Raw genomic sequence first — 22,787 nt, 5'->3', positions numbered from 1 at the left:
GTCGCCGGGACGTGGTAACTCCGGATCAGGTTTCGCGGGCGGCCTGGAGCAGGGCGTTGGCGAACTTCACCATCTGGGCCGGGCCGCCGTACCAGGCGGTGACCGCGGAGAGGACCGCGGCCCGGGCCTCGCGGGCCGCGCGGGCCACCTCCGCGGCCGACACCTCGCCGGTCTCCGCCTGTCCCGCCAGTACTTCGAGATCATCGCTCGCGGTCAGCAACCGCATGATGAGGTGGATATCTATATCGGCGCCTTCCTCGCTGCGGCTGTGCCGGGAGGTGGTGTCCTCCACGGGCGCCGGGCGCCGGGCTCCCGGCAGGGCCGATACCGGTTCCGGAGCGGGGCCCGGCAGTGCCGCCTCAGCGTGGTCGGGGACCGCGGAACCGGCGGCCTCGGCCTCGGCCGCCTCACGTGCCCGCCGGGAGCGGCGCGTTTCCAGCGGCGGCCGGGAATCGGCGCCCTCACCCGAGTCCGGGGCCTCACCCGCGGCGTCGGGTACGAGGGTCAGGGGCGATACGGCCGTGGCGGGGACTTCCGGCGCCTCCTCGGCCGGTTCGTCGGATCCGGCGGGCCGGGAATCCTCGGACTCCAGGATCCGGGTGAGCAATTCGGCCACCGGCGCGCCGGATTCGTCGTCGGAGTCGATACCGTGCGCGGGTTCGGAATCCAGCAGCCGGTCGAGGATCGGGGTGCCGTCCGGTGGGGACAGCCGCGGCGGAGCGGTATGCGCGCCGGTCTCGCCGGTCAGGGCCGCCTCTTCGGGCTGCGCCGCGAGCCGCAGCGCGGGTTGCTGGTCATCGCGGGTACCGGTTGGCTCGTCGTCGGTGTTGTGCCGGGCCGCGGACCGCGGCAGCCGGCGCGGCGCCGGCAGTTCGCTGTCCGCGGCGGCGGCCGGTGCCGGCTCCGGCAGGCCCACGGAGTTCGCCGGAGGCGCCTCCTGTGCGGCGGGAGCCACCGTGTTCGTCTCCTCGGCGGGGGCGTGCCGGGCCGCGGACCGCGGCAGGCGCCGGGCCGGCAGTGCGGGCGCGGCGGATTCCTCCTCGGCGCCCGGGCCGGGTGCGGTGTGGCCACGGGTGGGCAGCCCGCGTGACGGCAGTTCCGGCCGTGCGGCGGGCTCGTGGTCGAGTGCGGGCCCGCGCTCCTCGCTCGGCGCCCCGGACAGCGCATGCGTATCGGTGACCGCGGCCGCGGGGCTCTCCTCGTGTCCGGGCACATGCTGGTCCTCGAACGGGTTGAAAGCATCCGCCGGTGCACCGGATTCGGTGAGATCGAGTTTGCGGCGCCGCCCGCCGGTTTCCAGCGGGTGCGGTACCGGTTCGTCCCCGATGGAGCTGAGCCAGCTCGGCAGCGACCCGGTATCCGCCTCGCCGTAGGTGCCGGGCCGCTGCGGTGTCTCCGGCGGCAGCGGATAGGCGTCCGCCAGCGAACCGGACGTGGATAATTGCGTGGTCGGGACGGAGAACGAATCGGCACCGGGCCGACCGGCTGCGGGATCGGCGGACAGCGCCGACTCGGCCGTGTACGGCGATGTGGGCGCGGGGATACGTGCCGAGGAGGCGAGTGCGGCCGAGTGTTCGCCGACCTGACCGGGGCCCGGCTGCGATACGCGCGGCAGCGCCCCGGGATCGGTCTGCCCGGGATCGCTCATCGGCCCGGCGCCGTGGCGGGTGGACAACGCGGCGGTATCCGGACCGTTGGGATCATCGGGAGGTGCGGGGAACTGGGACGGGTCCGTCGGCGAGGTACTGAAGCGGGAATCCGGTTCCTGGTTACCGGATGTCATGACGCCGACCGCGGCGATATCACCGGCGACTCCGGGGGTGTTCCAGGCGGCGAACGGGTCCAGTGCCGCCGATCCGCCGGTGCTGTGCTGGTTCTGGGTGGGAGTGGACGGTGGTGCGGGGGTCCACGTGTAACCGTGATCCGGTACGGAATCGGATCGGTTCGTGGCGCCGTTCGTTCCATTCGCCGAATCGAATTCGTTCGATCCGAAGCCGGCGAAGCCCCTCGACTCGGAGTTCTGTTGCGCGTGGCCGTAGTCCTCCTGGCGGCCGCGACGTTCGTCTCCGAGGCTGGCATTTTCGGCATCCATGGGCCCATTCTTACCCGCCGGGGTGGATTTCGTTCTAGTGTGCGAAGCCCATGAATGGTGCGTGACCCGCCCGCGGTGATCAGTATTACATCGCCTCCGAGAGTGGCCGGCGCACGGCGCCGCGTCCGGGATTTCCGGATACGCGGCTCTGACGTGCCCGGACGGCGGGATGTGCGGAAACCGGCCGGGAACGGTGCACCGGACGCCCGCTCCTCGCCGGGTCTGTCGGCCCCCTCGAAATTTTCCCGCTGGTGTCGATGGCGCAAATGAGTCTGCCCGCCGGGCTCGGCCGGCGGGTAGCTCGTCGGGACGGTTGCGGATCAGTGGTGCGTCGCGGCCCCGTGCATCCGGCCCGCCACCGCCGGCAGCGCTGCCACGGCGAGTACGACGGTGACGATTCCGACGACCCACGACGTCCACGATGCCCCGTTGTAGCTGGTGTAGTTCATGGCCCACGGTGCGATGAACAGCAGTGCGCCGAACAGTGCCATTCCGTAGTCGGCCGCTGCCATCGCGGGCCGGTACATCTGGGCGAGTCCGGTGAGTGCGATGAGCGCTCCGAGCACGATCATCGTCCACACTGCCCGATTGTTGGTCGCCACCCAGATCGGAGAGAGGGCGGTGAAGACACCGAGCACCACGGCCAGGAAATCCTGAGTCCGGCTTTCTGTGAACATAATGGCCTCCTGAGACTGGAAAACAGGTCCGTAGAAAGGGCCTGACCTCGGTATAGCGTGTCCGGCCGCGACCGGTCGATATCGCGATGGACACGATTGCGCGGCGAAACGATGCGCAGCGGACGCGCTTCCGCCGCGGAGCCCGGCGGGTCCTGTACCCGCCGCGTGCGCTCTTCGGGTACCTCCGTTTCGCCGCGGCCGCGCGGATCGGGGGATGGGCTTCGCCGAGCTGTGCTTGTTAGGGTGGGCTACACGATTTTCTGTAACCTGTTCCAGGCGCGGCGCCCTGCCGCGGGGAGGGAGTTCGGTATGTCCGCACCGATCGTGATCGCCGGTGCCGGCCTGGCCGGGTTGCGCACCGCCGAGGAGTTGCGCCGTGCGGGGTACGAGGGCGAGCTGGTACTGCTGGGGGACGAGCCGCGCGCACCCTACGACCGTCCGCCGCTGTCCAAGCAGTTCGTCCGCGGCGAGACCACCGCGACGCCGTTGCGTCCGGACGAGTTCTACGACGAGAAGAAGATCGAGCTGCGTCTGGGTACGGCCGCGACCGGCGTGGACACCGAGGCCAAACAGGTGCGGCTGGCCGACGGTTCCACGGTCACCTACGAGCATCTGATCGTCGCGACGGGACTGCGGCCCCGGCTGCTGCCCGGCGCGGACGAGGTGGCCGGGGTCCACGTCCTGCGCAGTCACGACGACGCGGTGGCGATCCGGGAGGGGCTGCGCGATACCACCGAGGCCCTGGTGATCGGCGCCGGTTTCATCGGCTGTGAACTGGCCGCGAGCCTGCGCGCGCAGAAGGTGCCCGTGGCGCTGGTGGAACCTCAGCCCGCTCCGCTGGCCGGGGTGCTCGGCGTGGCGCTCGGTGAACTGGTGGCCCGGTTGCACCGGGCCGAAGGCGTCGATCTGCGCTGCGGGGTCGGGGTGGCCGAATTGCTGGCCGGTCCGGCAAGCCGGGTGCGCGGTGCGCGGCTGGCGGATGGGTCCGAGGTGACCGCGGACCTGGTGGTGTCGGGTATCGGCTCGCGTCCGGTGACCGACTGGCTGGCCGGATCCGGTATCGAACTGGCCGAACCGACCGCCGGTGGCGGAGTGTTCGCCGACGAGTCCGGGCGGACCAGTGCGCCCGGCGTCTGGGCGGTGGGCGATGTGGCGGCGTGGCGGACCCCTACGGGTGAACATCGCCGGATCGAGCACTGGACCAATGCCGGTGAACAGGCCAAACTGCTGACCTGCGCCCTGCTGGGGGTCGCGGCGCCGAGTACCCCGCAGGTCCCGTACTTCTGGAGTGATCAGTACGACCTGAAGTTGCAGGCGCTCGGCACGCCGCGCGCGACCGACGATATCCACATCCTCGCCGACGACGGGCGCAAATTCCTCGCCTACTACTTCCGCGAGGGCCGGCTGTCCGGAGTCGTGGGGGCGGGGATGACCGGGCAGGTGATGAAGATGCGCGCCAAGATCGCCGCGGCCGCCCCGGTGGAGGAATTGCTCGGCGCGACTCAATAACCTGTGGGGGTGATCGTCGCGCTCATCGATTCGGGTTTCGGGTTGCTGCCCACCGCGGCGTGGCTGCGCAAGCTGCGTCCCGACGTGGATCTGCTGTTGCAACTGGACCCCGAAGGGGCGCCGTGGGGCCCCAAGCCACAGGACTGGGTGATCGACCGGGTGGTGGCGGCCGGGCGTAGCGCGCGTGACCTGGGTGCCGAGGTGGTCGTGCTGCCGTGTAACACCGCCAGCGTGACCGCACTCGAACACGTCCGTGCCGATCTGGGCGCCGCGATCCCTGTGGTGGGTACGGTGCCGGCGATCAAACCGGCCGCGGCGGCCTGCCGGTCGGTGGCCGTATGGGCGACCGCGGCCACTACGGCCAGCCCCTACCAGGCGGATCTGATAGCGCGGTTCGGCGGCGAGGCGAAGGTGACCGGGGTGGCCTGCCACGGACTCGCCGAAGCAGTGGATCGCGGTGATATGGCCGCGGTGCGTGCGGCGGTGGCGGACGCCGCGGCCCGGACACCCGCCGATGTCGAGGGTGTGGTGCTGGGTTGCACCCACTACCCGCTGATCGTGGACAGCATCCTGGCCGCGCTGCCCGACGGCGTCCGGCTGTTCGACAGCGCGCAGGCCGTCGCCGCGCAGACGGTGCGGCGGATGGAGGCGCTGGCCGGCTCGGCGACCGGCGAAGGGACCGTACAGGTGTATCTGAGTGGCCGTCCCGGCGTGCTGCCGCCCGGCGCGGCCGCATACGAATCCGGGCGGATCCTGGGGGCCGGGTAATACGGCCTCGCCTTCCCGAGTGCGCGACCGGCTGCTCTTCGACGCTGGGCTCGGGACGCTGCGCGGTGTCGGCATCGGTCGATTCCGCCCGCTCACGACGGCGCGGTCGCAGCCGGATGGCGCCGAGCCGGAGGCGGGGAGGGGCGCGGCTGCTCCGGCCCCGTCTCAGTCGATGCCGAAGGAGCGTGCGATCGTGTCGGCGACCGCGGCGACGGTGCCCCGGACCACCGGCTGGCGCACGATCCAGGTCTGCATGGTGATCGGCGGGTCGACCAGTCGCCGCCAGACCCATCCGGGCAGCAGGCGGTCCGCGGTGGTGCGGCTCAGGATCGCTCCGCCGGCTCCCGTGGCATGCAGACAGGCCCGCGCGTTCTCGGTGTAGTTGGCGAAGTGCCACCGCGGCCTGACACCGGCTTCATGGGCCGCCGATACCAGCCGGTCGTGGCCGATGGGCACCTGGTCACGGGCGTGCGCGAGCACGTCCATGCCGTGGAGGGCGCTCAGCGGGCAGATATCGCCGCTGAACTCGCCGTCCAGTCGCGGATCCACGACGAATCCGAACGGCTCCTCGAGGACCCGGTGCCGGACGAGATCCCCCGCGGGCGGTTCATGCACGAATGCTATATCGAGTCGTCCGGCCCGCAGCTGCTGGAGTTGGGCGGTGCTGGTCGCGTCGGTGAGCGAAAGGTATGCCTGGGGCACGGCCACCCGCACGGTGTCGATGATTTGCCCGAGCCAGGTGGGCGGTAGGCCGGGGGCGAGGCCGATCTGCACGATCTCGCGGACCGGACCGGCCTCCCGGGCGGCGTCCTTCGCGGTGTCGGCGTAGCGGAGCAGGGTGAGGACATGCTGATAAAGGGCGGTCCCGGCGGGAGTGGGCACGATACCGGCAGGTACCCGCTCGAAGAGGGGCACGCCGCATTCGCGTTCCAGCTGCTGGACCTGGCGGGTGAGGGCCGGTTGGGAAATCAGTAGCGCCTTCGCCGCCGCCGACAGCGAGCCGCGATCGAATACTTCGACGAAATACCGTAGCTGTCGTAGCTCCATCGTTGCTCCCTGTTTCGCATACCGATCGGTATGCCATAACTTCAGGACATACCCGGGTCATCCAAGTGGCATTGGATCATGAGCCGTCCGCACGGTTGCATTGTGGTGGGTGCCACAGCCGCCACGTAGTGTGCGGGCGCCGGCGCCCCAGCTTCACTCGAAAGGACCTCCGGTGACCGCGATATCCCCCGCAACACCCGACACCCGATATCGCTGGGTGGTGTTGACCCTCTGCTGGGCCGCCTTCACGATGACCTCGGTCGACCGGGCCACCTGGGGCCCGGCGGCGGGCTCGGTGGGCGAGGACCTCGGGGTGGCCGTCGCCGGCCTCGGTGTCTTCGCCACCACCTACTACATCGGCTACGTGATCTCCAATGCCATCGGCGGTTTCGTCGCCGACTGGCTCGGTGCGCGGATGACCGTCGGGGTGAGCATCCTGCTCTCCGGCGGGTTCATGCTCGCCTTCGGCGAGGTCGACAGCCATGCGCTGGGCCTGCTCTTCCAGGCGTGTATCGGATTGTGCGCGGGCGCCGAGGTGGGTGGCGGCGTCAAACTGCTCACCAGCTGGTTCACCCCGCAGCGGCGCGGCTTCGCGATGGGTGTCTTCATGACCGCGACCTCGCTCGGACTGGTGATCGCGAACGCGGTCGTACCCCGGTTGATCGAATCGCACAGCTGGCGCACGTCGTATCACCTGTTCGGTCTCACGTCGATCGTGGTCGGTGTCCTGTGCCTGATCCTGCTGCGCCCCGGCCCGCTGGTGGAGGCCCGGACCGAAACCGGTGGCCGCCCGAATCTGCGGCCGCTGGTGCGCAATCGCGGCCTGTTGCTGATCGCGCTCGCCGGATTCGGCGCGCTGTGGGGCACCTACGGGTTCATCACCTGGTCGAACCTGCTGATGGTCAAGGGCGTCGGTATCGATCCGGTGCGGGCCGGCACCGTGGTGGTGATCTTCGGCGCGGTGGCGGTGTTCTCCAAACCACTGATCGGGCTGCTCGGCGATGCGCTCGGGTTGAGTCGCCGACGGCTTACGATCGCCATCCTGGCTGCCTTCGTGGCCTGCCTGATCGTCTTCAGTTTCGCGACCACCGCCACCCAGTTTCTGTGGATCGCGCCGTTCCTCGGCATCACCGCCTACATCTACAGCCCGGTCATGATGGCGATGATCCCGACCCTGTCCGGTGCCGAACTCGCCGGGACGGCGACCGGCGGCGTGAATGCCTTCTGGCAGCTCGGCAGCACCATCGTGCCCGCCGTGGTGGGCCTGGTCTTCGCCGCGAGTGGCTCGTTCCAGCTGGTCTTCCTGGTCCTCGCCGCCGGGCCCTGCCTGGCGATCCTTCCCATGTACTTCATCCGCGACGCCGACAAGCGCGAATCCGCGTCCGGTACCGCCGCGCCCGGCGACGGCAATGCGCTGATCCTCGCCACCAATGGAAAGGTCTGATCCCCGTATGACCCCGAGCAATACCCACTACGACGTCATTGTCGCGGGCGGTGGATCGGCCGGTATCGCCGCGGCGGTGGGCGCTGCCCGGTCCGGTGCCCGCGCCCTGTTGATCGAACGCGGGCCGTGCCTGGGTGGCGCCGCGACGCTGCGCAATGTTGTCACCTACTGCGGTCTCTACACCCGCGACGACCTGCGGCAGGTCGTCTTCGGTATCGCCGACGAGGTGATATCGCGGCTGAAGGCGCGCGGCGCGGTCGGCGAGCCCCGCCGGTTCAACGCGGTCACCGTGGTCTTCGACCCGGAGAACGTGAAGGTCGTACTGGACGAGCTGTGCCGGGAGGCCCAGGTCGATGTCCGCCTGCACAGTCTGTTGATCGGCGCCCACACCGAGGGCGACAGCATCACCGCCGTGGAGGTCGCCGACCACGAGGGCGTGCACCGGTTCACCGCCGACGCCTTCGTCGATGCCACCGGGGACGCCGATCTCGCGCACCACGCGGGGGCCGAGGTGCGTTATGGCACCGACGGCTGGGTCCAGAACGGCAGCCTCGGCGTCCGGTTCGGTGGTATCGAACCGGATGCCGAGGTCACGGTGGATACCGTCGGCGCGGCGGTCCGCAATGCCAAAGCCGCCGGTGTGGACGGCCTGCTCGCCGAGTCCGGATTGGTCGCCCGGATGCCGGTCTCCGGCGACGTCATCATGTACCTGGTGGACGAGGGTTACGACGCCCGGTCCGCCGCCGACACCACCCGCGCCGAGATCAGCGCCCGCCGCCAGGCCCAGGCGTATCTGCCGGTGGTGCGGACGATCCCCGGCGCCGAACACGCGTATATCGTCACCACCGGTCCCGAACTCGGTACCCGGGAATCCCGCCATATCGTCACCCGGCAGCGGCTGCGTGAGGCGGATATCGTCCACCCGGACACCACCGAGAGCGCGGTCGCGATCGGGGCCTGGCCGATGGAGTACCATCCGGGCCCAGGCATCCCGTCCACCTGGAAATTCATCGGCGATCCCGGTTTCTACCCGATTCCCCTCGGCTGCCTGCGCAGTGTCGGCACGGACAATCTCTACGCCGCCGGGCGAACTCTCGATGGCGACCGGCAGGCCGGCGCATCGCTGCGCGTGATGGGCACCGCCTTCGCCACCGGGCACGCGGCCGGGGTCGCGGCGGCGCAGCAGGTCCGGAACGGCGAGGTCACCACCGCGAGCGTGCGCGAGGAACTTCAGCGTCAGGGAGCCCGGCTACCCGAGCCCGTGCCCGTCTAACCGGTGGGAAACGCGACCGGGAGCCCGCGGGCAACGATCGTCCGGCGGATCGTATCGAGGGGTTCGCGGGCTCCCGGTCATCCGGGAGTTCCCGGATGACCGTGGCGCCCCGCCGCCGTACGTCCCTCGATCGGCATCCCGTTCGGCCCTGGGCGACCGGCTCGGCGCACGATCGCCCGGTTGTCTCTCAGGAACCAGATGACGGCCAAGTGCAACGACGTACGGACCGCATCGTCGGCAACGAGATGGGCACGCACCTCCGGCTCACCCTTATCCGGTAGGCCGTACCGCCGGATACCGGATACAGGCGACCCAGGACGCAGGCCGGGCGATCAGAACTGGATTCGCAGGTGGTCGGTGACCGGCCGGGCCTGGCAACCCAGGATGTAGCCGTTCTCGATGTCCTCGGGATCGAGGATCTCGGCGTTCTCCATCTCGACCTTGCCCTCGAGCACCGTGCAGGCGCAGGACCCGCATTCGCCCTCCTGGCAGGAGTAGGGCACATCGAGGCCCTTGTCCAGCATGATGTCGACCAGGGTCTGTTTCCGCGGCCAGCTCAGGTTGTGCGTCTCCCCGTCCAGTTCGACCTCCACGGTCGCCGCGTCCGCGGCGTCCGCCTCGGAGATCTCGGCCGGGGCGGTATCGGCGAACGGGTCACCGGCGAGCGAGTTGAAGATCTCGGCGTGGGTGCGGTTGCGCGGTACCCCGAGCTGGGTGAGGGCGTCGTGCACCCCGTCCATGAAGGGCCGCGGACCGCACATGAAGGCGGCGTACTCGGTGTAGGGCCGCAGTACTTCGGACAGCGCCGTCACGGTCGGCAGGCCCTGGAGCGCCTCCAGCCAGTGCACCACCACCAGCCGCTGCGGGTTCTTCTCGGCCAGTTCGCGCAGTTCGGTCGCGAAGATCACCGATTCGGCGTCGCGGTTGGCGTAGAACAGCACGATCTTGCCGCTGCCTCGCGCCAGCGCGGATTTGAGGATGGACATCACCGGGGTGATACCGCTGCCGGCCGCGCAGAGCAGTAGGTCCTCATCGAGATCTTTCGGGGTGAACACCCCGGCGGGTGGCAGCACCTCGAGCTGGTCACCCGGCTTGATGTTGTCGCAGAGCCAGTTGGAGCCGTACCCGTCGCTGGTGCGCTTCACCGTGACCTTGGGTAGATCGTCGGTGAAGGGCGAACTCGCCAGCGAATAGCAGCGCGCCACCGATCCGGTGCGGTCGCTGGGGATACGCAGGGTGAGGAACTGGCCGGGCCGGTACGCGAACTTCTCCCGCGCCTGCTCGGGGACCTCGAAGACCAGCGAGCTCGCGTCGGCGGTTTCCGCGATGACCTGGGCGACCCGCAATACGACGGATCGCGAGCCATGGGGCACTTCGACGGTGGTCATCTCGTCCTCTCGAAACACTGATTGCCGGTGGCTTCGAGCCTACGGCAAAACTAGAACGTGTTCCAATTTTAGCCTATGCCGGCGGACTGTTGGCGGACGAGCTGACTCTCCAGGCCGGAGACCAGGACGCCCACCCCGAAATCGTAGGAATACTTGCCCCGCAGATCGGGCAGGTGTTCCATTGCGCGGGCCACTCGTTCCGGCATCACCACATCGGGCGGGGTGTCGAGGTTGCGCGGATTCACCCGCCGGCGTCCGAACAGGTAGGTGTGGATGGTCGCGTAACCGGCCAGTACATTGCGATCGTCGAACCCGGCCTCGTAGAGGATCTCCATGATTCCGGCGATCAGGTCGAGCTGTTTCCCGAGCATCTGCTCGATGAGCACATCGCCCAGTCCGGGGTGCCGGCGCAGCCGTTCGTCGATCTGGGCGAGCAGATCGACGAGGCGGTCCTGCCAGGGGCCCGAGTCGGGCGGCGGCTTGCGCACCCCGGTCAGTGCCGCGGTGGCCACCAGGTCCAGTAGTTCGCGCTTGTCGGCGACGTAGTAGTACGGCGCCATGGGGGAGACGCCGAGCTCGCGGGATAGTCGTCGCATGGACAGCTTCTCCACCCCGTCGGCGCGGACCACCCGAAGTGCCGCTTCGACGATCTCGGTCTCCGAGAGGGTGCTGCCGTTACCGCCCCCGCCCGCGCTCGCCTGCATTCGCACGACTCCCATTGCCACCTCTACACGTCGAGCGGCATCCGCCCGTCACGTTCTGTTCAGCTGCTCTGCCCCCGCAGTCTAGAGGTCGCGTTCCGGCGTGAGCGTGGACATTACCCGAAAACTGTTCCATTTTGTCAGTGGATGACGTTATGGTGTGACGGTGGTCGCACCCGGCGACCGCGGCGCCGGCGCTGTGCCGGGGCCCACCGGCGGTTTCCCCAGCGGCGCCGCGGCGGGCGGGTCACCACGGCAGCGAGCCGGCGCAGGCACCAATCTGTGGAGGTAGCCATGGCGGACAACCGTTCCTTCGGACCGGCCGAAACCGATCACCGCGGCCCGATCGCAACCGTCGACACCGACGTGGCCGCGAATGCGCCCGTAATCGAGGAATCGCTGATCGAAGAGGTGTCCATCGACGGTATGTGCGGCGTCTACTGACCGGCGGGAGCCAACCATGCTCGATCTGGAAAACCGCTGGCAGTTGCATCCCCGGGTGGCGCTGCGGCCGGAGCCCTTCGGTGCGCTGCTCTACCACTTCGGAACCCGCAAGCTGTCGTTCCTGAAGAATCCGCGGATCGTCGAGATCGTGCGTTCCCTGCCGGGACACACCTCGGCGCGGGCGGCCGTCCGGGCTGCCGGGATCGAGGACGCGGCCGCCGCCCCGTACCTGCGGGCGCTGACCGAACTGGCCGATTCGCAGATGATCCAGCGCGCGCCGGAAACGGCGGTGCTCGGTGAGCCCGCGCCCTTCACCGGGGTGGGGCCGGCCGATCCGGCGGTCCGGCTGGTCGACCGTTTCGAATCGGGTCTGGCGGCTCCGATTTGCCTCACCTGGGAACTCACCTATGCGTGCAATCTCTCGTGTGTGCATTGTCTGTCGTCGTCGGGCAGGCGTGATCCGGGTGAACTCAGCACCGAACAGTGCAAGGCGCTGATCGACGAATTCCAGCGGATGCAGGTGTTCTATGTGAACATCGGCGGCGGTGAACCCACCGTGCGTCCGGATTTCTGGGAACTGGTCGATTACGCGACCTCGCATCAGGTCGGGGTGAAGTTCTCCACGAATGGGGTCCGGATCACTCCGGAGGTCGCGCAGCGGCTCGCCGCCAGCGATTATGTCGACGTCCAGATTTCGCTGGACGGTGCCGACGCCGAGGTGAACGACGCGGTCCGCGGGCCGGGTAGCTACGCCACGGCGATCCGGGCGCTGGAGAATCTCGCGAATGCCGGCTTCCGGGACGCGAAATTGTCCGTGGTGGCCACCCGGCACAATATCGACCAGCTCGACCAGTTCAAGGAGATCGCGGACCGCTACGGCGCCACCCTGCGGCTCACCCGGCTCCGGCCGTCGGGTCGCGGTGCGGACGTCTGGGACGAACTGCATCCGCTTCCGGAACAGCAGCGCACGCTCTACGACTGGCTGGTCCGCAACGGCGAGGGTGTGCTCACCGGGGATTCGTTCTTCCACCTCTCCGCCTACGGTCAGGCGCTGCCGGGATTGAACATGTGCGGGGCCGGCCGGGTGGTGTGCCTGGTCGACCCGCTGGGCGACGTCTACGCCTGCCCATTCGCCATCCACGAGAAATTCCATGCCGGAAATGTGGTGACCGACGGCGGTTTCGCCACGGTGTGGCGGGAATCGGCGCTGTTCGAGGAGTTGCGGGAGCCCAGCGGCGGCGGGGCCTGCGCCTCGTGCGCGCACTACGACTCCTGCCGGGGCGGGTGTATGGCGGCGAAGTTCTTCACCGGACTGCCGGCCGATGGTCCGGATCCGGAATGCGTGCAGGGCTACGGGGAAGCGGCGCTGGCCGCCACCGGACGGGTGATCCCGCGTCCGGCGGTGGACCATTCGCGAAAGACCGCCCCGCGCCGGGCGCGTTCCGGGGGTCCGGTTCCGCTGACGCTGTTGCCGCCGGCGCGGCGTCCGGCGCGCGCGTGCGACGAGAGTCCGCTCGTGTGAGCAACTTCCGGGAAGCCGCCCGGAGCGACGGTAGCCAGACCATTGCTCCGGGCGGCTTTTCATGCCTGCGCTACGGCCGCGGTGATCTATTTCATGCCCGCACGCCCGATAATTCCGGGAATTTCTTCGGCTCGAAGCACTTTTTCCCGGACTGCTGATGTCTTGTATCGAATCGGCAGTTACCATCCGTGGAATGCGCAATGATCGCCTGCCCGACGGATTCGGGGTGCGGATCGACCCACGGGTGCGCGCATACTCGGGGGGGCGAATCCTTATCGGAGGTTCACCTGCCCGGTTGCTGCGCCTGGCTCCCGAGGCCGCCGAAATGATCGGTGACGGCTATCTCGAGGTGAACAGCCCGCAATCGGCAGTGGTTGCCAGACGGCTACTGGATTCCGGGGTGGCCAATCCCCGGCCGCGGCTGTTGCCGTCGCCGGAGGATGTGACGATCATCGTCCCGCTGCACAACAACCCCGGCGGGCTGGACCGGCTGCTGGCCGCGCTGCGCGGTCATACGGTGATCGTTGTCGACGACGGTTCCGACGACGAGGTACGGATCGCCGACGGGCACACCGGCCGCTGCCGGGTGAAAGTGCTGCGGCACGAACGGCGCCGCGGCCCCGCCGCGGCCCGTAACACCGGCCTGCGGGCCGCGACGACCCAGTTCGTGGCCTTCCTCGACTCGGACGTGGTACCGCGCAGCGGCTGGCTCGAAGTTATGCTCGGGCATTTCAGCGACCCTCAGGTCGCCCTGGTCGCGCCGCGGATCGTGGCGCTGGACCCGGAGACCAATACGCTGGCGCGCTATGAGCACGCCCGCTCCTCGCTGGATCTGGGCCGCCGCGAATCGGCGGTGCAATCACGCGGGGTGGTGTCCTATGTGCCCAGCGCCGCGCTGCTGGTGCGCCGCTCGGTGCTGGAGACCGAAGGCGGTTTCGACGAGACCATGCAGGTCGCCGAGGATGTGGACCTGTGCTGGCGGCTCGAGCGTTCGGGCTGGCGGGCCCGCTACGAACCGGCCGCGCACGTGGCCCACGATCACCGGGTGTCGTTCCGGGACTGGTTCCGTCGCAAGATGTTCTACGGCACCGGCGCCGCCCCGCTCAGCGACCGGCACGCGGGAATGGTGTCACCGCTGCAGGTACCGAAATGGACCGCGGCGGCGGCTATGCTGCTGGCGACCCGGACCCGCTGGGGCGTGCTGGGCGCGGGACTCACACTGCTGCTGCCGTTGCGCCGGTTGCGGCGCGCGTTCGCCGGCGTCGACAACCCGACCGGTGTCGCGGCGATCTACGTGGCACGCGGGTTTTTCGCCGGTCTGTGGCGGATCGCCTCGGCCATGTGCCGGCACTACTGGCCGATAACCCTGGCCGCCATGCTGTTCTCCCGCCGGATACGACAGATCGCACTATCGCTGGCGGTGGCCGAGGGCGCGGTCGACTGGTACACCCATCGCGAGCCCGGCGGACTGGATCCGCTGCGCTATATCGTGTTCCGGCGGGTCGACGATATCGGCTACGGCACCGGCCTGTGGCTGGGCGCGCTCCGGGCGGGCAGTCCCGCCGCCCTGAAGCCGACCGCCCCGCCCCAGTAACCCGAGCAGGTCGCCCCGCATGGTGGACACGCTGATCATCGGCGCCGGGAGCGCCGGATGTGTGCTGGCTGCCCGGCTCAGCGAAGATCCGGGACATACTGTGCGGGTGGTGGAGGCGGGTAGCCACTGGGCTTCGGCCGACGATTTCCCCCCGGAGCTCGCCGACAGTGCCGACCTGCCGCTCGGTGACCAGGCCGCCTGGTTGTGGCGTTATCCCGTAGCCCTGGCACCGGGCCGGCCGGGCACCATCGTGCGCGGCCGCGGTATCGGCGGTTCGGGGTCGGTGAACGGGTCCTATTTCATCCGGGCCGCGGCGCGGGATTTCGCGGCATGGAGCGGGGAAGTGGGTACCCGCGCGTGGGATTTCGAATCGGTGCTGCCCTATTTCCGGGCGCTCGAGAACGATCACGACTACGGCGATCACCCCGGCCACGGCCGGGCGGGGCCGGTCCCGGTACGCCGGACGCGCGCGTTCACTCGGCTGGTCGAGGAGTTCGGCACGGCCTGCGGGGAACTCGGATTCGGTGAGGTCGCGGACTGGAACGCGTTGCCCGGCGGCCCCGAGGCGGGCGTAGGCCCGGTGCCGTGCACGGTCGGGCCGCCCGATGCCTCCGGCCGGCGTCATCGGATAGGTCCCGCGCATTCGTATCTGCTACCGGCGCTGTCGCGTCCCAATCTGACGGTGCAGGGCGAAACCCTGGTGACCCGGCTGCGTTTCCGCGGCGACCGGGTGGTCGGCGCCGACTTCCTCCACGGCGGCCGACCCGATACGATCCGGGCCGACCGGGTGGTGGTGTGCGCGGGCGCGATCGAATCGGCGGCACTGCTGCTGCGTTCCGGTATCGGACCGGCCGCGGAGTCCACGGCACTGGGTATCCCGGTGGTCGCCGACGTACCGGTCGGGCGATGGCTCACCGACCATCCCGAAATCGGTATCGACTACCGGTATCCGGCGCCCGCGGGCCGGTCCGTCCCCCTGGAATACGTCCTGGAGTTCGACGATATCGAGATCCGTCCCTATACGGTCGCGTTCACACTGGGGGGCTACCGGATGGGCGTGACCCTGATGCGGCCCACCAGTTCGGGCACCATCACGCTGAACTCGGCCGATCCGCTGGCCGCGCCGCGGATCGAACACGGCTACCTCGGGACCGGAACCGACCGGACCCGGCTGCGCAACGCGGTGGAGTTGACCGGGCAGATCCTCGGGTCCATGGCGGCCGAACCGGTAGGCCCCGTCGACCCGGTTTCGGATCGGTGGCTGTACGACCGCCTCGGTACCTCACAGCATCTCGGGGGTACCTGCCGGATGGGACGCGCCGGCGATCCGCGGGCGGTGGTCGACGAGCGGTTCCGGGTGCACGGGGTGGACGGGCTCTCGGTCGTGGACCTGTCCGTGGTGCCGGTACCACTGAGCCGGGGTCCGCAGGCGACCGTGGTGCTGCTGGCGGAACGGGCGTCCGCCGAACTGCGCTGAATCCCGCCCATTGATCACCTGCATTTACACTGCCGCAGCGCCTTTCGGGCCATGGAGCGGTCGACGGTGTGCTAATCGGTGGCGAACTCGCTCGGCCCGGCCGCCCGGCCCCCGCAAAGGCGCGGAACTCCCACTGGCGCGGCCGTGGCCGGTGCGGTACCTTCCACCGGTGCGATTCGCCGGTCGGTGATCAGGACCGGCCCCTGCGCAGATATCCGGACACTGCCCGGCACCCGGGCGCGAATCGCCGCCACCGAGGTATAGCCGTCCGCTATCGGCGTACCCCAATTGCCTGCGCCGGGCCAACCGGTGTGGTAGGTGAGCTGTATCGGTCGGGGATACAGCTCACCGGGGTCTGCCCGCCGAAATATCAAGCGGCACCGTGCAATATTGCGTCCACATTTCCGACACCCCGGGCCGATCTCCCGGGATTCGGACCGCGAGCTTGTACTCTGGTCCCTTGGGTGGCCCGCTGCGGCAACGTGATCCGGCCACCCGAGAATCCGCACCCGGCGCCGGGCACCGGGGAAGGTACGGCGCCGGTGCGGAAGACTCAGCGAACTCCCCGCGACCCACAATTGTCGACTTCGAACGACCCGCGGCGTGACTTGCCGGAATATGGTTTCGTGATCGATCCACGGATACCGAACCGGGTGCCTGGCTGTGACGGTCGGATGACCCACCCGGGCCCGGTGTTCAACTGCTCCAAGCGGACAATATGTCGTCCGGTCCCCAGGTGAGGTCGGCATTGCACCGGGCCGTTCCGGACCGGGTTGCGATGACCAGGCCGGTCTTTCCGGGCTCATAGTCCGGCATCTGCGATATCGATTTGTGCAAGGCGGACATGTCGTGGTCGTCGAATGGGGTGTCCAGCCATTCGACCGATCCCGCGAAGTACACGTTCCGGGCGATGGGCCCACGGTCCGCGCCGACCAGGTCGATTTCGGGATCGAAACGTCGGTTCCACCAGCCACCAACGGTCTCCACCTCCGGCCAGGGAAGGGCACCGGCGAGGGCGGCGAGTTCCAGCGATTCCCGGATCAAGGGTTCGATTGCCCGGCCGCGCCAGGTCGACCAGCGTCGCTGGATCAGCCGGAACGCGCTCTGGTACCGCCCCCGACGGGAAAGTTCCTGCGCAGAACGCAGAATCGCCAGATAGAGCCGAAGGTTGCTGTCGGCGACCCGGTACAGCGCGGGCCTGCCGGGTCGGGTGGACAGTGGTTCGTCTATGGCCAGGACTCGTTTGTCGGCGCGTCCGAAGAACGGCTGGTCATAGGCGGTGAGGCGTTCCATCATGTGCAGATCGCTACCGAGGAGCAGCAGGAGCACCGGGCGCCGGGGCAACAGTCGATCCCAGGCGGTCTGGAGCACGCTGTCGAAGCTCGCGTCCTGCTCTGCCGGCCAGGGCAGCTCGTCGATCACCACCACGGCCGGGCTCTCCGGCAGGACCCCGGCCAGGCTCCGGAACGCATCGGCCCACGAGCCGGCCAGTTCGGGAACGACTGCGGGGTCGGTGACCAGCGAGGACTCTCGTAATTCGAGGAGGAAGGCGGCCAGGGATTCGGCCGGTGCGGCACCCTTGGGGGCCATGAAATAGACGTACGGCAATCCGGCGCGGTCACAGAATTCCTGGACCAGGCGGGATTTGCCGACCTGGCGTCGGCCCCGGATGGCCACCGCAGACCCGACGGCGGATTCGGTGACGCGCCGCAGCCGGATATCGAGCGTGGCGAGTTCGTGCGACCTTCGCGGGCGTTTTCAGGCGTGGGGTTGTGGCAGGACGCCGGTGAGCACGGCCGCTACCGATCTGTGGACGGCGGTCGCGGTCGGTGCGTTCTCGCGGTCGGCGAATAGCAGGTGTGCCGCACCGGTGAGCGTGGGGGCGAGGGTGGCGACGTCGGCGTCCGCGGCCAGGCGCCCGAGGTCTCGTTCGGCGGTGAGGTAGTCGGCGATCATGGCGGTGCCTTCGCCCAGGACAGGTATGGGGGCCGCGCCGGCCTCGCGCAGGCGGACTCGTAGGTCGTCGCGAGAAACGATGAGCGCGACGATCGCTACCGCCACCGGGTCGAACAGCTCGGTCAGGGCGGTGGCGAGATTCTCGGCGACGGGGCCGGTCCCGGCGGTATCGCGGAGCGTCGCGGCCTGCCGGTCGAGTGCCGCGATCCGGTCGAGGACGAACTCGGCGAGGAAGGCGTCGAAATCGGTGAAGTGCCGGTGGATCACGCCTTTGGCGACCCCGGCTTCGGTGGTCACCGCCCGGCTGGTCAGTCCATGGGGTCCGCCGACGAGTAGGACGCGCCGGGCGGCGGCGAAGAGTTGTTCGCGCGCATCACGCAATGCCACACCGGTCGGCATCCGGGCACCGCCTTTCCGTAATTCTCGCTGCGTGATTGACAAGTGGGCGGGCGCCCACTCATAGTGGGCGCATGACCACTCTACCGTCCGATTCGTCGTCGCCCCCCGTGGGCGATTCCCACCACGCACGCCGGCTCGCGCAGTCCTTCGGCGACGACCCGCAACGTTATGACCGAACCCGGCCGCGTTACCCCGCCGCGATGGCGGCTCGGGTCATCGCGGCGGCTCCCGGTCACGATGTCCTCGATGTCGGCATCGGCACCGGGATTTCAGCGCAACCCTTCGCCGCGGCCGGATGTCGAGTACTCGGCGTCGAGGTCGACCCGCGGATGGCCGAGTTCGCGGCCGAGGAGGGATTCGCCGTCGAGGTGGCGAAGTTCGAGAATTGGGATCCCGCGGGCCGGGACTTCGACGCAGTGATCTCCGGGCAGTCCTGGCACTGGGTGGACCCCGTCCGCGGTGCCACCAAGGCGGCACAGATCCTGCGGCCGGGTGGCCGGCTGGCCGTCTTCTGGAACGCGTTCGCACCCCCGGCCGAGCTCGCGCAGGCATTCGGGGACGTCTATCAGCGGCTCCTGCCCGGCTCGCCGTTCGCCCGAGGACCGTTCGGGGGCCCCACCATGTACGCCGGCCAGTTCAACGCGGTCGGCGACGGGATGCGTCGAGCAGGCGCATTCGAGGCGCCCGAACAGTGGGAGTTTCCCTGGACGCGCCGCTTCACCCGGGACGAGTGGCTCGAGCAGGTACCCACCTTCGGCGGTCACAGCCAGTTCCCGCCGGACACGCTCGATCAGTTGCTCACCGGTCTCGGGTCCGCGGTCGACGACGCCGGTGGCAGCTTCGTCATGAAATACACGACCGTGGTGATCACCGCATCGACCACCGGGCGGAATCGACCGGCGACGTGATGACAGCGCCGCCCGGCCCGTCACCGTCCACCGAAACCCGACATGCCGATACCACGGAGGAAGGCCTTCTGCGCGACGGCGTAGAGGATGACCAGCGGTAGCAGGATCAGCATGGACGCGGCCATGAGCACCGGCCAGTCCGAGACATACTGTCCCTGCATCCACACCAGGCCGAGGGTGACGGTGGAGATCTCCCGGCGTTGGATCATCACCAGCGGCCACAGGAAATCGTTCCAGACATTGACCCAGGTGAGGACGGCGAGCACCATCACCGCCGGTTTGGCATTGGGCAGCAGGACCCGCCAATAGATCTGCCACGGGGAGCAACCGTCGAGCACTGCGGCCTCGTCGAGTTCGACGGGGAGGGTGCGGAAGAACTGCCGCATGAGATAGGTGCCGAACGCACTGCCGAACAGTCCGGGCAGGATCAACGCCCAGGGGGTATCGGTCAAGCCCAGCACCCGGATGAGCACGAACTGGGGCACCACGGTCACGGTGAGCGGGACCATGAGGGTGGCCAGGTAGGCGATGAACAGGACGTCGCGGCCGGGGAAGCGCAGCCGGGCGAACGCGTACCCGGCCAGTGAGCAGAAGAAGACCTGACCGGCCGTGACACATCCGGCGTAGAGGACGGTGTTCAGGAACATCCGGCCGAACGGCATCTCCTCGAAAACGGTGCGGTAGTTGGACCACTGCGGTTCGCGGGGGAGCAGGGTCGGTGTGGTGACCTCGGATTGCTTCTTCACCGACCCCGCCAGCGCCCACAGGATGGGAAGCAGAGCACACCACGCCATTGCGATGAGCGCCAGGTAGAGCGCGGCGGCCCGGACGAATGCGCGGGTCTTCCAGCCCGGTGCCGCCATCACTGCTCCGTCGAATTCTTGCGGGCGAACCACAGTTGCGTGAGGGTCAGCACCAACAGGACCACGAAGATCAGCCAGGCGATGGCCGCCGCGTAGCCGGCGTCGCCGAAGGCGAAGGCGTTCTGGAAGATCATGATGCCGAAGACGTAGGTCCCGGTTTCCGGGCCGCCGTGGCCGCCGGTGAGCACATAGATCTGGTCGAAAGCCTGTACCGCGTCGATGATCGAGACCACGAGGACGAAGGACAGCGCGCCCCGGATCAGGGGCACGGTGATCGAGACGAATCGCCGGATCGCGCCGGCCCCGTCGATCTTCGCCGCTTCGTACAGGTCCTGCGGGACACCCTGCATCGCGGCGAGCAGCACGACGGTGGCGAACGGGATGCTCTTCCACACGCTGACCAGGCAGACCGAGACCATCGCCCACCGCGGTTCGACCAGCCAGGGGACGGGGCCGAGGCCGATCCGGCCGAGCATCGTATTGAGCAGCCCGTTGTTCGTATCGAAGAGGAAACGCCAGATCACCGCCATCACCACGCTCGATATCGCCAGGGGCAGGAACATGACCGTCCGGAAGAAGCCGGTTCCCCGGACTCCCCGGTTCAGGGCCGCGGCGACGACGAGACTTATCGAGATGGTGGGGATCAGCGTGCCGAGGGTGTAGACGACCGTGTTCCGCAATGCGATGGCGAACAGCGGATCCGCGGTGAGCAACTCGCGGAAGTTCCGCAACCCGGTGAACCGGACCGGGCCGAACATATCCCACTCATGGAAGCTCAGGTAGAGCGAGAAGCCCAGCGGGAAGACCAGGAAAGCCGCGACCGCCAGGAGGTTCGGGGCGATGAATAGCCCGGCCGCCCGCGCCTGCCGCTTCGCCGACTCCGAGCGGTGCCGTCCCTTGGCGGCATCCGATGCCGCCGGTTTCCCGGTCGCGATCTTGTCGGTGCTGGTCATCGGTTGCGCAGCACCTCGTCGGCTTCCGGAGCGAGATTGTCCGCCAGCGAGGTCGCCGGGGCCGCGCCGCGGAGCACCGGACCGATGTACCGGTCCATCAGTGCGTCGATGCGCGGCCATTTCACCGTGACCGGGAGTGGGGCGGAGTGCGCCGGTCCGTCGAGGAGGATGTCCAGGTTCCGGATATCGCGGTGCGCCGCGGCGAATCCGGGTGATCGCACGGCGGACTCGCGGGCCGGCACGAAGAGACCGGTTTCCGCGACCACCGCCTGGCCGACCGGCCCGGCTGCGAATTTCAGAAACTCCCAGGCCTGCTCTTTCCGGGGGCTGTCGGCGGATATGGCGAGGCCCGTGGTGCCGATATTCGAGCGCGCGCCGCGGACCGTCGGGCCGGTCGGCAGGGCAGTGATATCCAAATCCAGATCGTCGGCCTCGGTGAAGGTGCGATATCGCCAGTGCCCGCCCATCGCCAGCGCGGCTCTGCCCCGCGTGAACAGATCCATCGCCGAGATCGACTGCTGATCAGCCGGACTCGGTGCGACGCGATACCTGTTGGCCAGGTCCGCATAGAACTGGACGCCTTCGATGAAAGCCGCGGTGGAGAAATCCGACCGGTCGGGAACGGTCCGCGGGCTCGCCCATTCGGCGCCGTTGTTGACGGCGAAGAGACCGGCCGAATAGTACGGCACCCAGGTATCGACGAACCCCCACTGCCGGACCTCGCCGGACCTGTCACGCTCGGTGAGCGCGCGCCCGATATCGAGGAATTCGGCGAAGCTCCACGCGCCTTCCCACCGCCCGGGCGGCCGCAGTCCCGCCTCGTCGAACAAGGTCCTGTTGCAGAACAGGAAGTTTCCCGACCACTGCTCCGGGAGTGCGTACTGCCCGCCCTCGAAAGTGAAGGTGTCGTACAGCGCCGCGGTACCGCCCGCCCGCAGATCGGCGGCGAAGGCCGGATCACGGTCGAGCAGGGTGTTCAGATCCAGCAGCACGCCCCGGTCGGCGAGACCGGCGTAGGTCTGTTCCCACGCCATCAACACGTCGGGGCATTTGCCGCCCGCGCAGAAGGTCAGCATCTGCTGCATCGGGTCGGGGCCGGACAGCAGGGTGCGCACTCGGATATCCGGATTCCGGCGGGTGAACTCGTCGATCACCCGCTGCCGTCCGTCGGCTTCGGCGGGGTTGGCCTGGAAGAAGAACGTCAGCGCGTCGTCGTCGCTGCCACACCCACCCAGTGTCAGCGCGGCACCGGCACCGGCGACGGCCCGCAGGAACTCGCGTCGTCCCAGTGAGGTGCCTCGCTCACGCACGCCGCAACCACCTCCCGCGCGTGCCCTCGCGCGAAATCGTCCCTATCCGGATTCGCGAATCGTCTACCGTGCCCGCCGAGGCCCGCCTGGTACACCTGCCTGCGAGCACCGATGTCCCGGGCCCCTGCGATTGTCCACCGCCGGCGCATGAATCGCCTCCAACGACTCACCGGGTTCTCGCCCAGCCGAATCGGTACGGCCGGTGTGAGGCAATGTCGGAGCTTTCCCGGTTCTTCCGTAGGGACTGCACCGCCCGCGGTACGACTCGCGGTGAAAACCGCCGACGCGGAGTCGGCGGAGACCGTGGTGGTGATCGGCCAGACCATTACCAGTCTCGGTACCCGGGGGCAGCCCGCGCCGGGGCAGTTGAGCATGGTGATGCGGATGCAGAAGATCGACGGGCAGTGGCTGGTCGATCAGATGATCACCCCGCTCGCTCCCGGCCCGGCATCGTGACCGGGT

At 68.8% G+C, this 22,787-nt stretch carries 21 protein-coding genes and 1 pseudogene; 11 read left to right on the top strand and 11 right to left on the bottom strand.

Translation table 11 applies throughout. From position 1 onward, the window contains the following. Nucleotides 1–25: 25 nt before the first annotated feature. Both ACQPYS_RS26270 and ACQPYS_RS26265 read right to left on the bottom strand, forming a co-directional pair. A complete protein-coding gene (locus ACQPYS_RS26270) occupies nt 26–2,092 on the bottom strand; it encodes a hypothetical protein (RefSeq protein WP_433491116.1) in 2,067 nt (688 codons plus the stop codon). Nucleotides 2,093–2,412: 320 nt separating this feature from the next. Continuing rightward, nucleotides 2,413–2,769: an SPW repeat domain-containing protein gene (locus tag ACQPYS_RS26265; protein ID WP_063041865.1), complete on the bottom strand. Its 357-nt coding sequence runs from the start codon at nt 2,767–2,769 to the stop codon at nt 2,413–2,415. A gap of 309 nt (nt 2,770–3,078) precedes the next feature. Here ACQPYS_RS26265 and ACQPYS_RS26260 point away from each other — a divergent pair, with 309 nt between their 5' ends. Both ACQPYS_RS26260 and ACQPYS_RS26255 read left to right on the top strand, forming a co-directional pair. Next, complete coding sequence (locus ACQPYS_RS26260) at nt 3,079–4,278, top strand: NAD(P)/FAD-dependent oxidoreductase (RefSeq protein WP_433491115.1); 1,200 nt, start codon at nt 3,079–3,081, stop codon at nt 4,276–4,278. A gap of 9 nt (nt 4,279–4,287) precedes the next feature. Continuing rightward, entirely contained in the window at nt 4,288–5,046 is a 759-nt protein-coding gene (locus tag ACQPYS_RS26255; RefSeq protein WP_063041938.1) for a glutamate racemase, read from the top strand. Between the two features lie 165 nt (nt 5,047–5,211). On the opposite strand, the gene ACQPYS_RS26250 is transcribed toward ACQPYS_RS26255, so the two are convergent. After that, nucleotides 5,212–6,093, bottom strand: coding sequence for a LysR family transcriptional regulator (locus tag ACQPYS_RS26250; RefSeq protein WP_433491114.1), 882 nt, complete (start codon nt 6,091–6,093; stop codon nt 5,212–5,214). A gap of 172 nt (nt 6,094–6,265) precedes the next feature. On the opposite strand from ACQPYS_RS26250, the gene ACQPYS_RS26245 reads away from it, so the two are divergent. Together ACQPYS_RS26245 and ACQPYS_RS26240 are read left to right on the top strand one after the other, a co-directional pair. Next, nucleotides 6,266–7,537: an MFS transporter gene (locus tag ACQPYS_RS26245; RefSeq protein ID WP_433491113.1), complete on the top strand. Its 1,272-nt coding sequence runs from the start codon at nt 6,266–6,268 to the stop codon at nt 7,535–7,537. A gap of 7 nt (nt 7,538–7,544) precedes the next feature. After that, the gene (locus ACQPYS_RS26240) at nt 7,545–8,810 is read left to right on the top strand and encodes an FAD-dependent oxidoreductase (protein ID WP_433491112.1); all 1,266 of its coding nucleotides are present in this window, start codon (nt 7,545–7,547) and stop codon (nt 8,808–8,810) included. Between the two features lie 332 nt (nt 8,811–9,142). Here ACQPYS_RS26240 and ACQPYS_RS26235 read toward each other — a convergent pair whose 3' ends face one another. Both ACQPYS_RS26235 and mftR2 read right to left on the bottom strand, forming a co-directional pair. Then, nucleotides 9,143–10,198 (bottom strand): 2Fe-2S iron-sulfur cluster-binding protein, encoded by a 1,056-nt coding sequence (locus tag ACQPYS_RS26235; RefSeq protein ID WP_433491111.1) that lies wholly within the window; start codon nt 10,196–10,198, stop codon nt 9,143–9,145. A gap of 68 nt (nt 10,199–10,266) precedes the next feature. Further along, nucleotides 10,267–10,917 (bottom strand): mycofactocin system transcriptional regulator MftR2, encoded by a 651-nt coding sequence (gene mftR2 / locus ACQPYS_RS26230; RefSeq protein ID WP_245664806.1) that lies wholly within the window; start codon nt 10,915–10,917, stop codon nt 10,267–10,269. Nucleotides 10,918–11,265: 348 nt separating this feature from the next. On the opposite strand from mftR2, the gene mftA reads away from it, so the two are divergent. Genes mftA through mftG form a run of 5 tightly spaced genes read left to right on the top strand, consistent with a single transcriptional unit; the run spans nt 11,266 to nt 15,936 of the window. Beyond that, the gene (gene mftA / locus ACQPYS_RS26225; protein ID WP_431941224.1) at nt 11,266–11,343 is read left to right on the top strand and encodes a mycofactocin precursor MftA; all 78 of its coding nucleotides are present in this window, start codon (nt 11,266–11,268) and stop codon (nt 11,341–11,343) included. A gap of 16 nt (nt 11,344–11,359) precedes the next feature. Then, nucleotides 11,360–12,865, top strand: coding sequence for a mycofactocin radical SAM maturase (gene mftC / locus ACQPYS_RS26220; RefSeq protein ID WP_084481767.1), 1,506 nt, complete (start codon nt 11,360–11,362; stop codon nt 12,863–12,865). Then, nucleotides 12,862–13,023 (top strand): hypothetical protein, encoded by a 162-nt coding sequence (locus tag ACQPYS_RS26215; protein WP_433491110.1) that lies wholly within the window; start codon nt 12,862–12,864, stop codon nt 13,021–13,023. The genes mftC and ACQPYS_RS26215 overlap by 4 nt, the downstream gene beginning before the upstream one ends. Nucleotides 13,024–13,058: 35 nt before the next feature. Beyond that, nucleotides 13,059–14,459 carry a mycofactocin biosynthesis glycosyltransferase MftF gene (gene mftF, locus ACQPYS_RS26210; RefSeq protein WP_433491109.1) on the top strand — a complete coding sequence of 467 codons (1,401 nt, stop codon included), beginning with the start codon at nt 13,059–13,061 and terminating at the stop codon, nt 14,457–14,459. 19 nt (nt 14,460–14,478) lie between these two features. Next, complete coding sequence (mftG, locus tag ACQPYS_RS26205; RefSeq protein ID WP_433491108.1) at nt 14,479–15,936, top strand: mycofactocin dehydrogenase MftG; 1,458 nt, start codon at nt 14,479–14,481, stop codon at nt 15,934–15,936. A 696-nt stretch (nt 15,937–16,632) separates the two neighbouring features. Here mftG and ACQPYS_RS26200 read toward each other — a convergent pair. The 3 genes and pseudogenes from ACQPYS_RS26200 to ACQPYS_RS26190 all read right to left on the bottom strand — a co-directional run bounded on the left by ACQPYS_RS26200 (nt 16,633) and on the right by ACQPYS_RS26190 (nt 18,291). Further along, a complete protein-coding gene (locus ACQPYS_RS26200) occupies nt 16,633–17,229 on the bottom strand; it encodes a DUF234 domain-containing protein (RefSeq protein WP_433493137.1) in 597 nt (198 codons plus the stop codon). Between the two features lie 81 nt (nt 17,230–17,310). Then, a pseudogene (locus ACQPYS_RS26195) lies at nt 17,311–17,670 on the bottom strand (ATP-binding protein); the annotation flags it as partial. Between the two features lie 24 nt (nt 17,671–17,694). Beyond that, nucleotides 17,695–18,291 carry a TetR/AcrR family transcriptional regulator gene (locus tag ACQPYS_RS26190; protein ID WP_433491107.1) on the bottom strand — a complete coding sequence of 199 codons (597 nt, stop codon included), beginning with the start codon at nt 18,289–18,291 and terminating at the stop codon, nt 17,695–17,697. A 71-nt stretch (nt 18,292–18,362) separates the two neighbouring features. Between ACQPYS_RS26190 and ACQPYS_RS26185 the strand changes: the two genes are divergently transcribed. Continuing rightward, nucleotides 18,363–19,199 carry a class I SAM-dependent methyltransferase gene (locus tag ACQPYS_RS26185; RefSeq protein WP_433491106.1) on the top strand — a complete coding sequence of 279 codons (837 nt, stop codon included), beginning with the start codon at nt 18,363–18,365 and terminating at the stop codon, nt 19,197–19,199. A gap of 20 nt (nt 19,200–19,219) precedes the next feature. Here ACQPYS_RS26185 and ACQPYS_RS26180 read toward each other — a convergent pair whose 3' ends face one another. The 3 genes from ACQPYS_RS26180 to ACQPYS_RS26170 are packed head-to-tail and all read right to left on the bottom strand — an operon-like array spanning nt 19,220 to nt 22,325. After that, nucleotides 19,220–20,062 carry a carbohydrate ABC transporter permease gene (locus ACQPYS_RS26180; RefSeq protein ID WP_063041843.1) on the bottom strand — a complete coding sequence of 281 codons (843 nt, stop codon included), beginning with the start codon at nt 20,060–20,062 and terminating at the stop codon, nt 19,220–19,222. Next, nucleotides 20,062–21,015: a carbohydrate ABC transporter permease gene (locus ACQPYS_RS26175; RefSeq protein ID WP_433491105.1), complete on the bottom strand. Its 954-nt coding sequence runs from the start codon at nt 21,013–21,015 to the stop codon at nt 20,062–20,064. Before ACQPYS_RS26175 ends, ACQPYS_RS26180 begins: the two co-directional genes overlap by 1 nt. Next, a complete protein-coding gene (locus ACQPYS_RS26170; protein ID WP_433491104.1) occupies nt 21,012–22,325 on the bottom strand; it encodes an ABC transporter substrate-binding protein in 1,314 nt (437 codons plus the stop codon). Before ACQPYS_RS26170 ends, ACQPYS_RS26175 begins: the two co-directional genes overlap by 4 nt. A gap of 270 nt (nt 22,326–22,595) precedes the next feature. Between ACQPYS_RS26170 and ACQPYS_RS26165 the strand changes: the two genes are divergently transcribed. Beyond that, nucleotides 22,596–22,781 (top strand): hypothetical protein, encoded by a 186-nt coding sequence (locus ACQPYS_RS26165; RefSeq protein ID WP_063041841.1) that lies wholly within the window; start codon nt 22,596–22,598, stop codon nt 22,779–22,781. Nucleotides 22,782–22,787: the final 6 nt, after the last annotated feature.

This window comes from Nocardia grenadensis (assembly GCF_050942415.1).
In the GTDB taxonomy this organism is placed as follows: domain Bacteria; phylum Actinomycetota; class Actinomycetes; order Mycobacteriales; family Mycobacteriaceae; genus Nocardia; species Nocardia grenadensis.
Note: the sequence above shows the minus strand (reverse complement) of the source record. Positions and strands in the feature narration are given on the sequence as shown.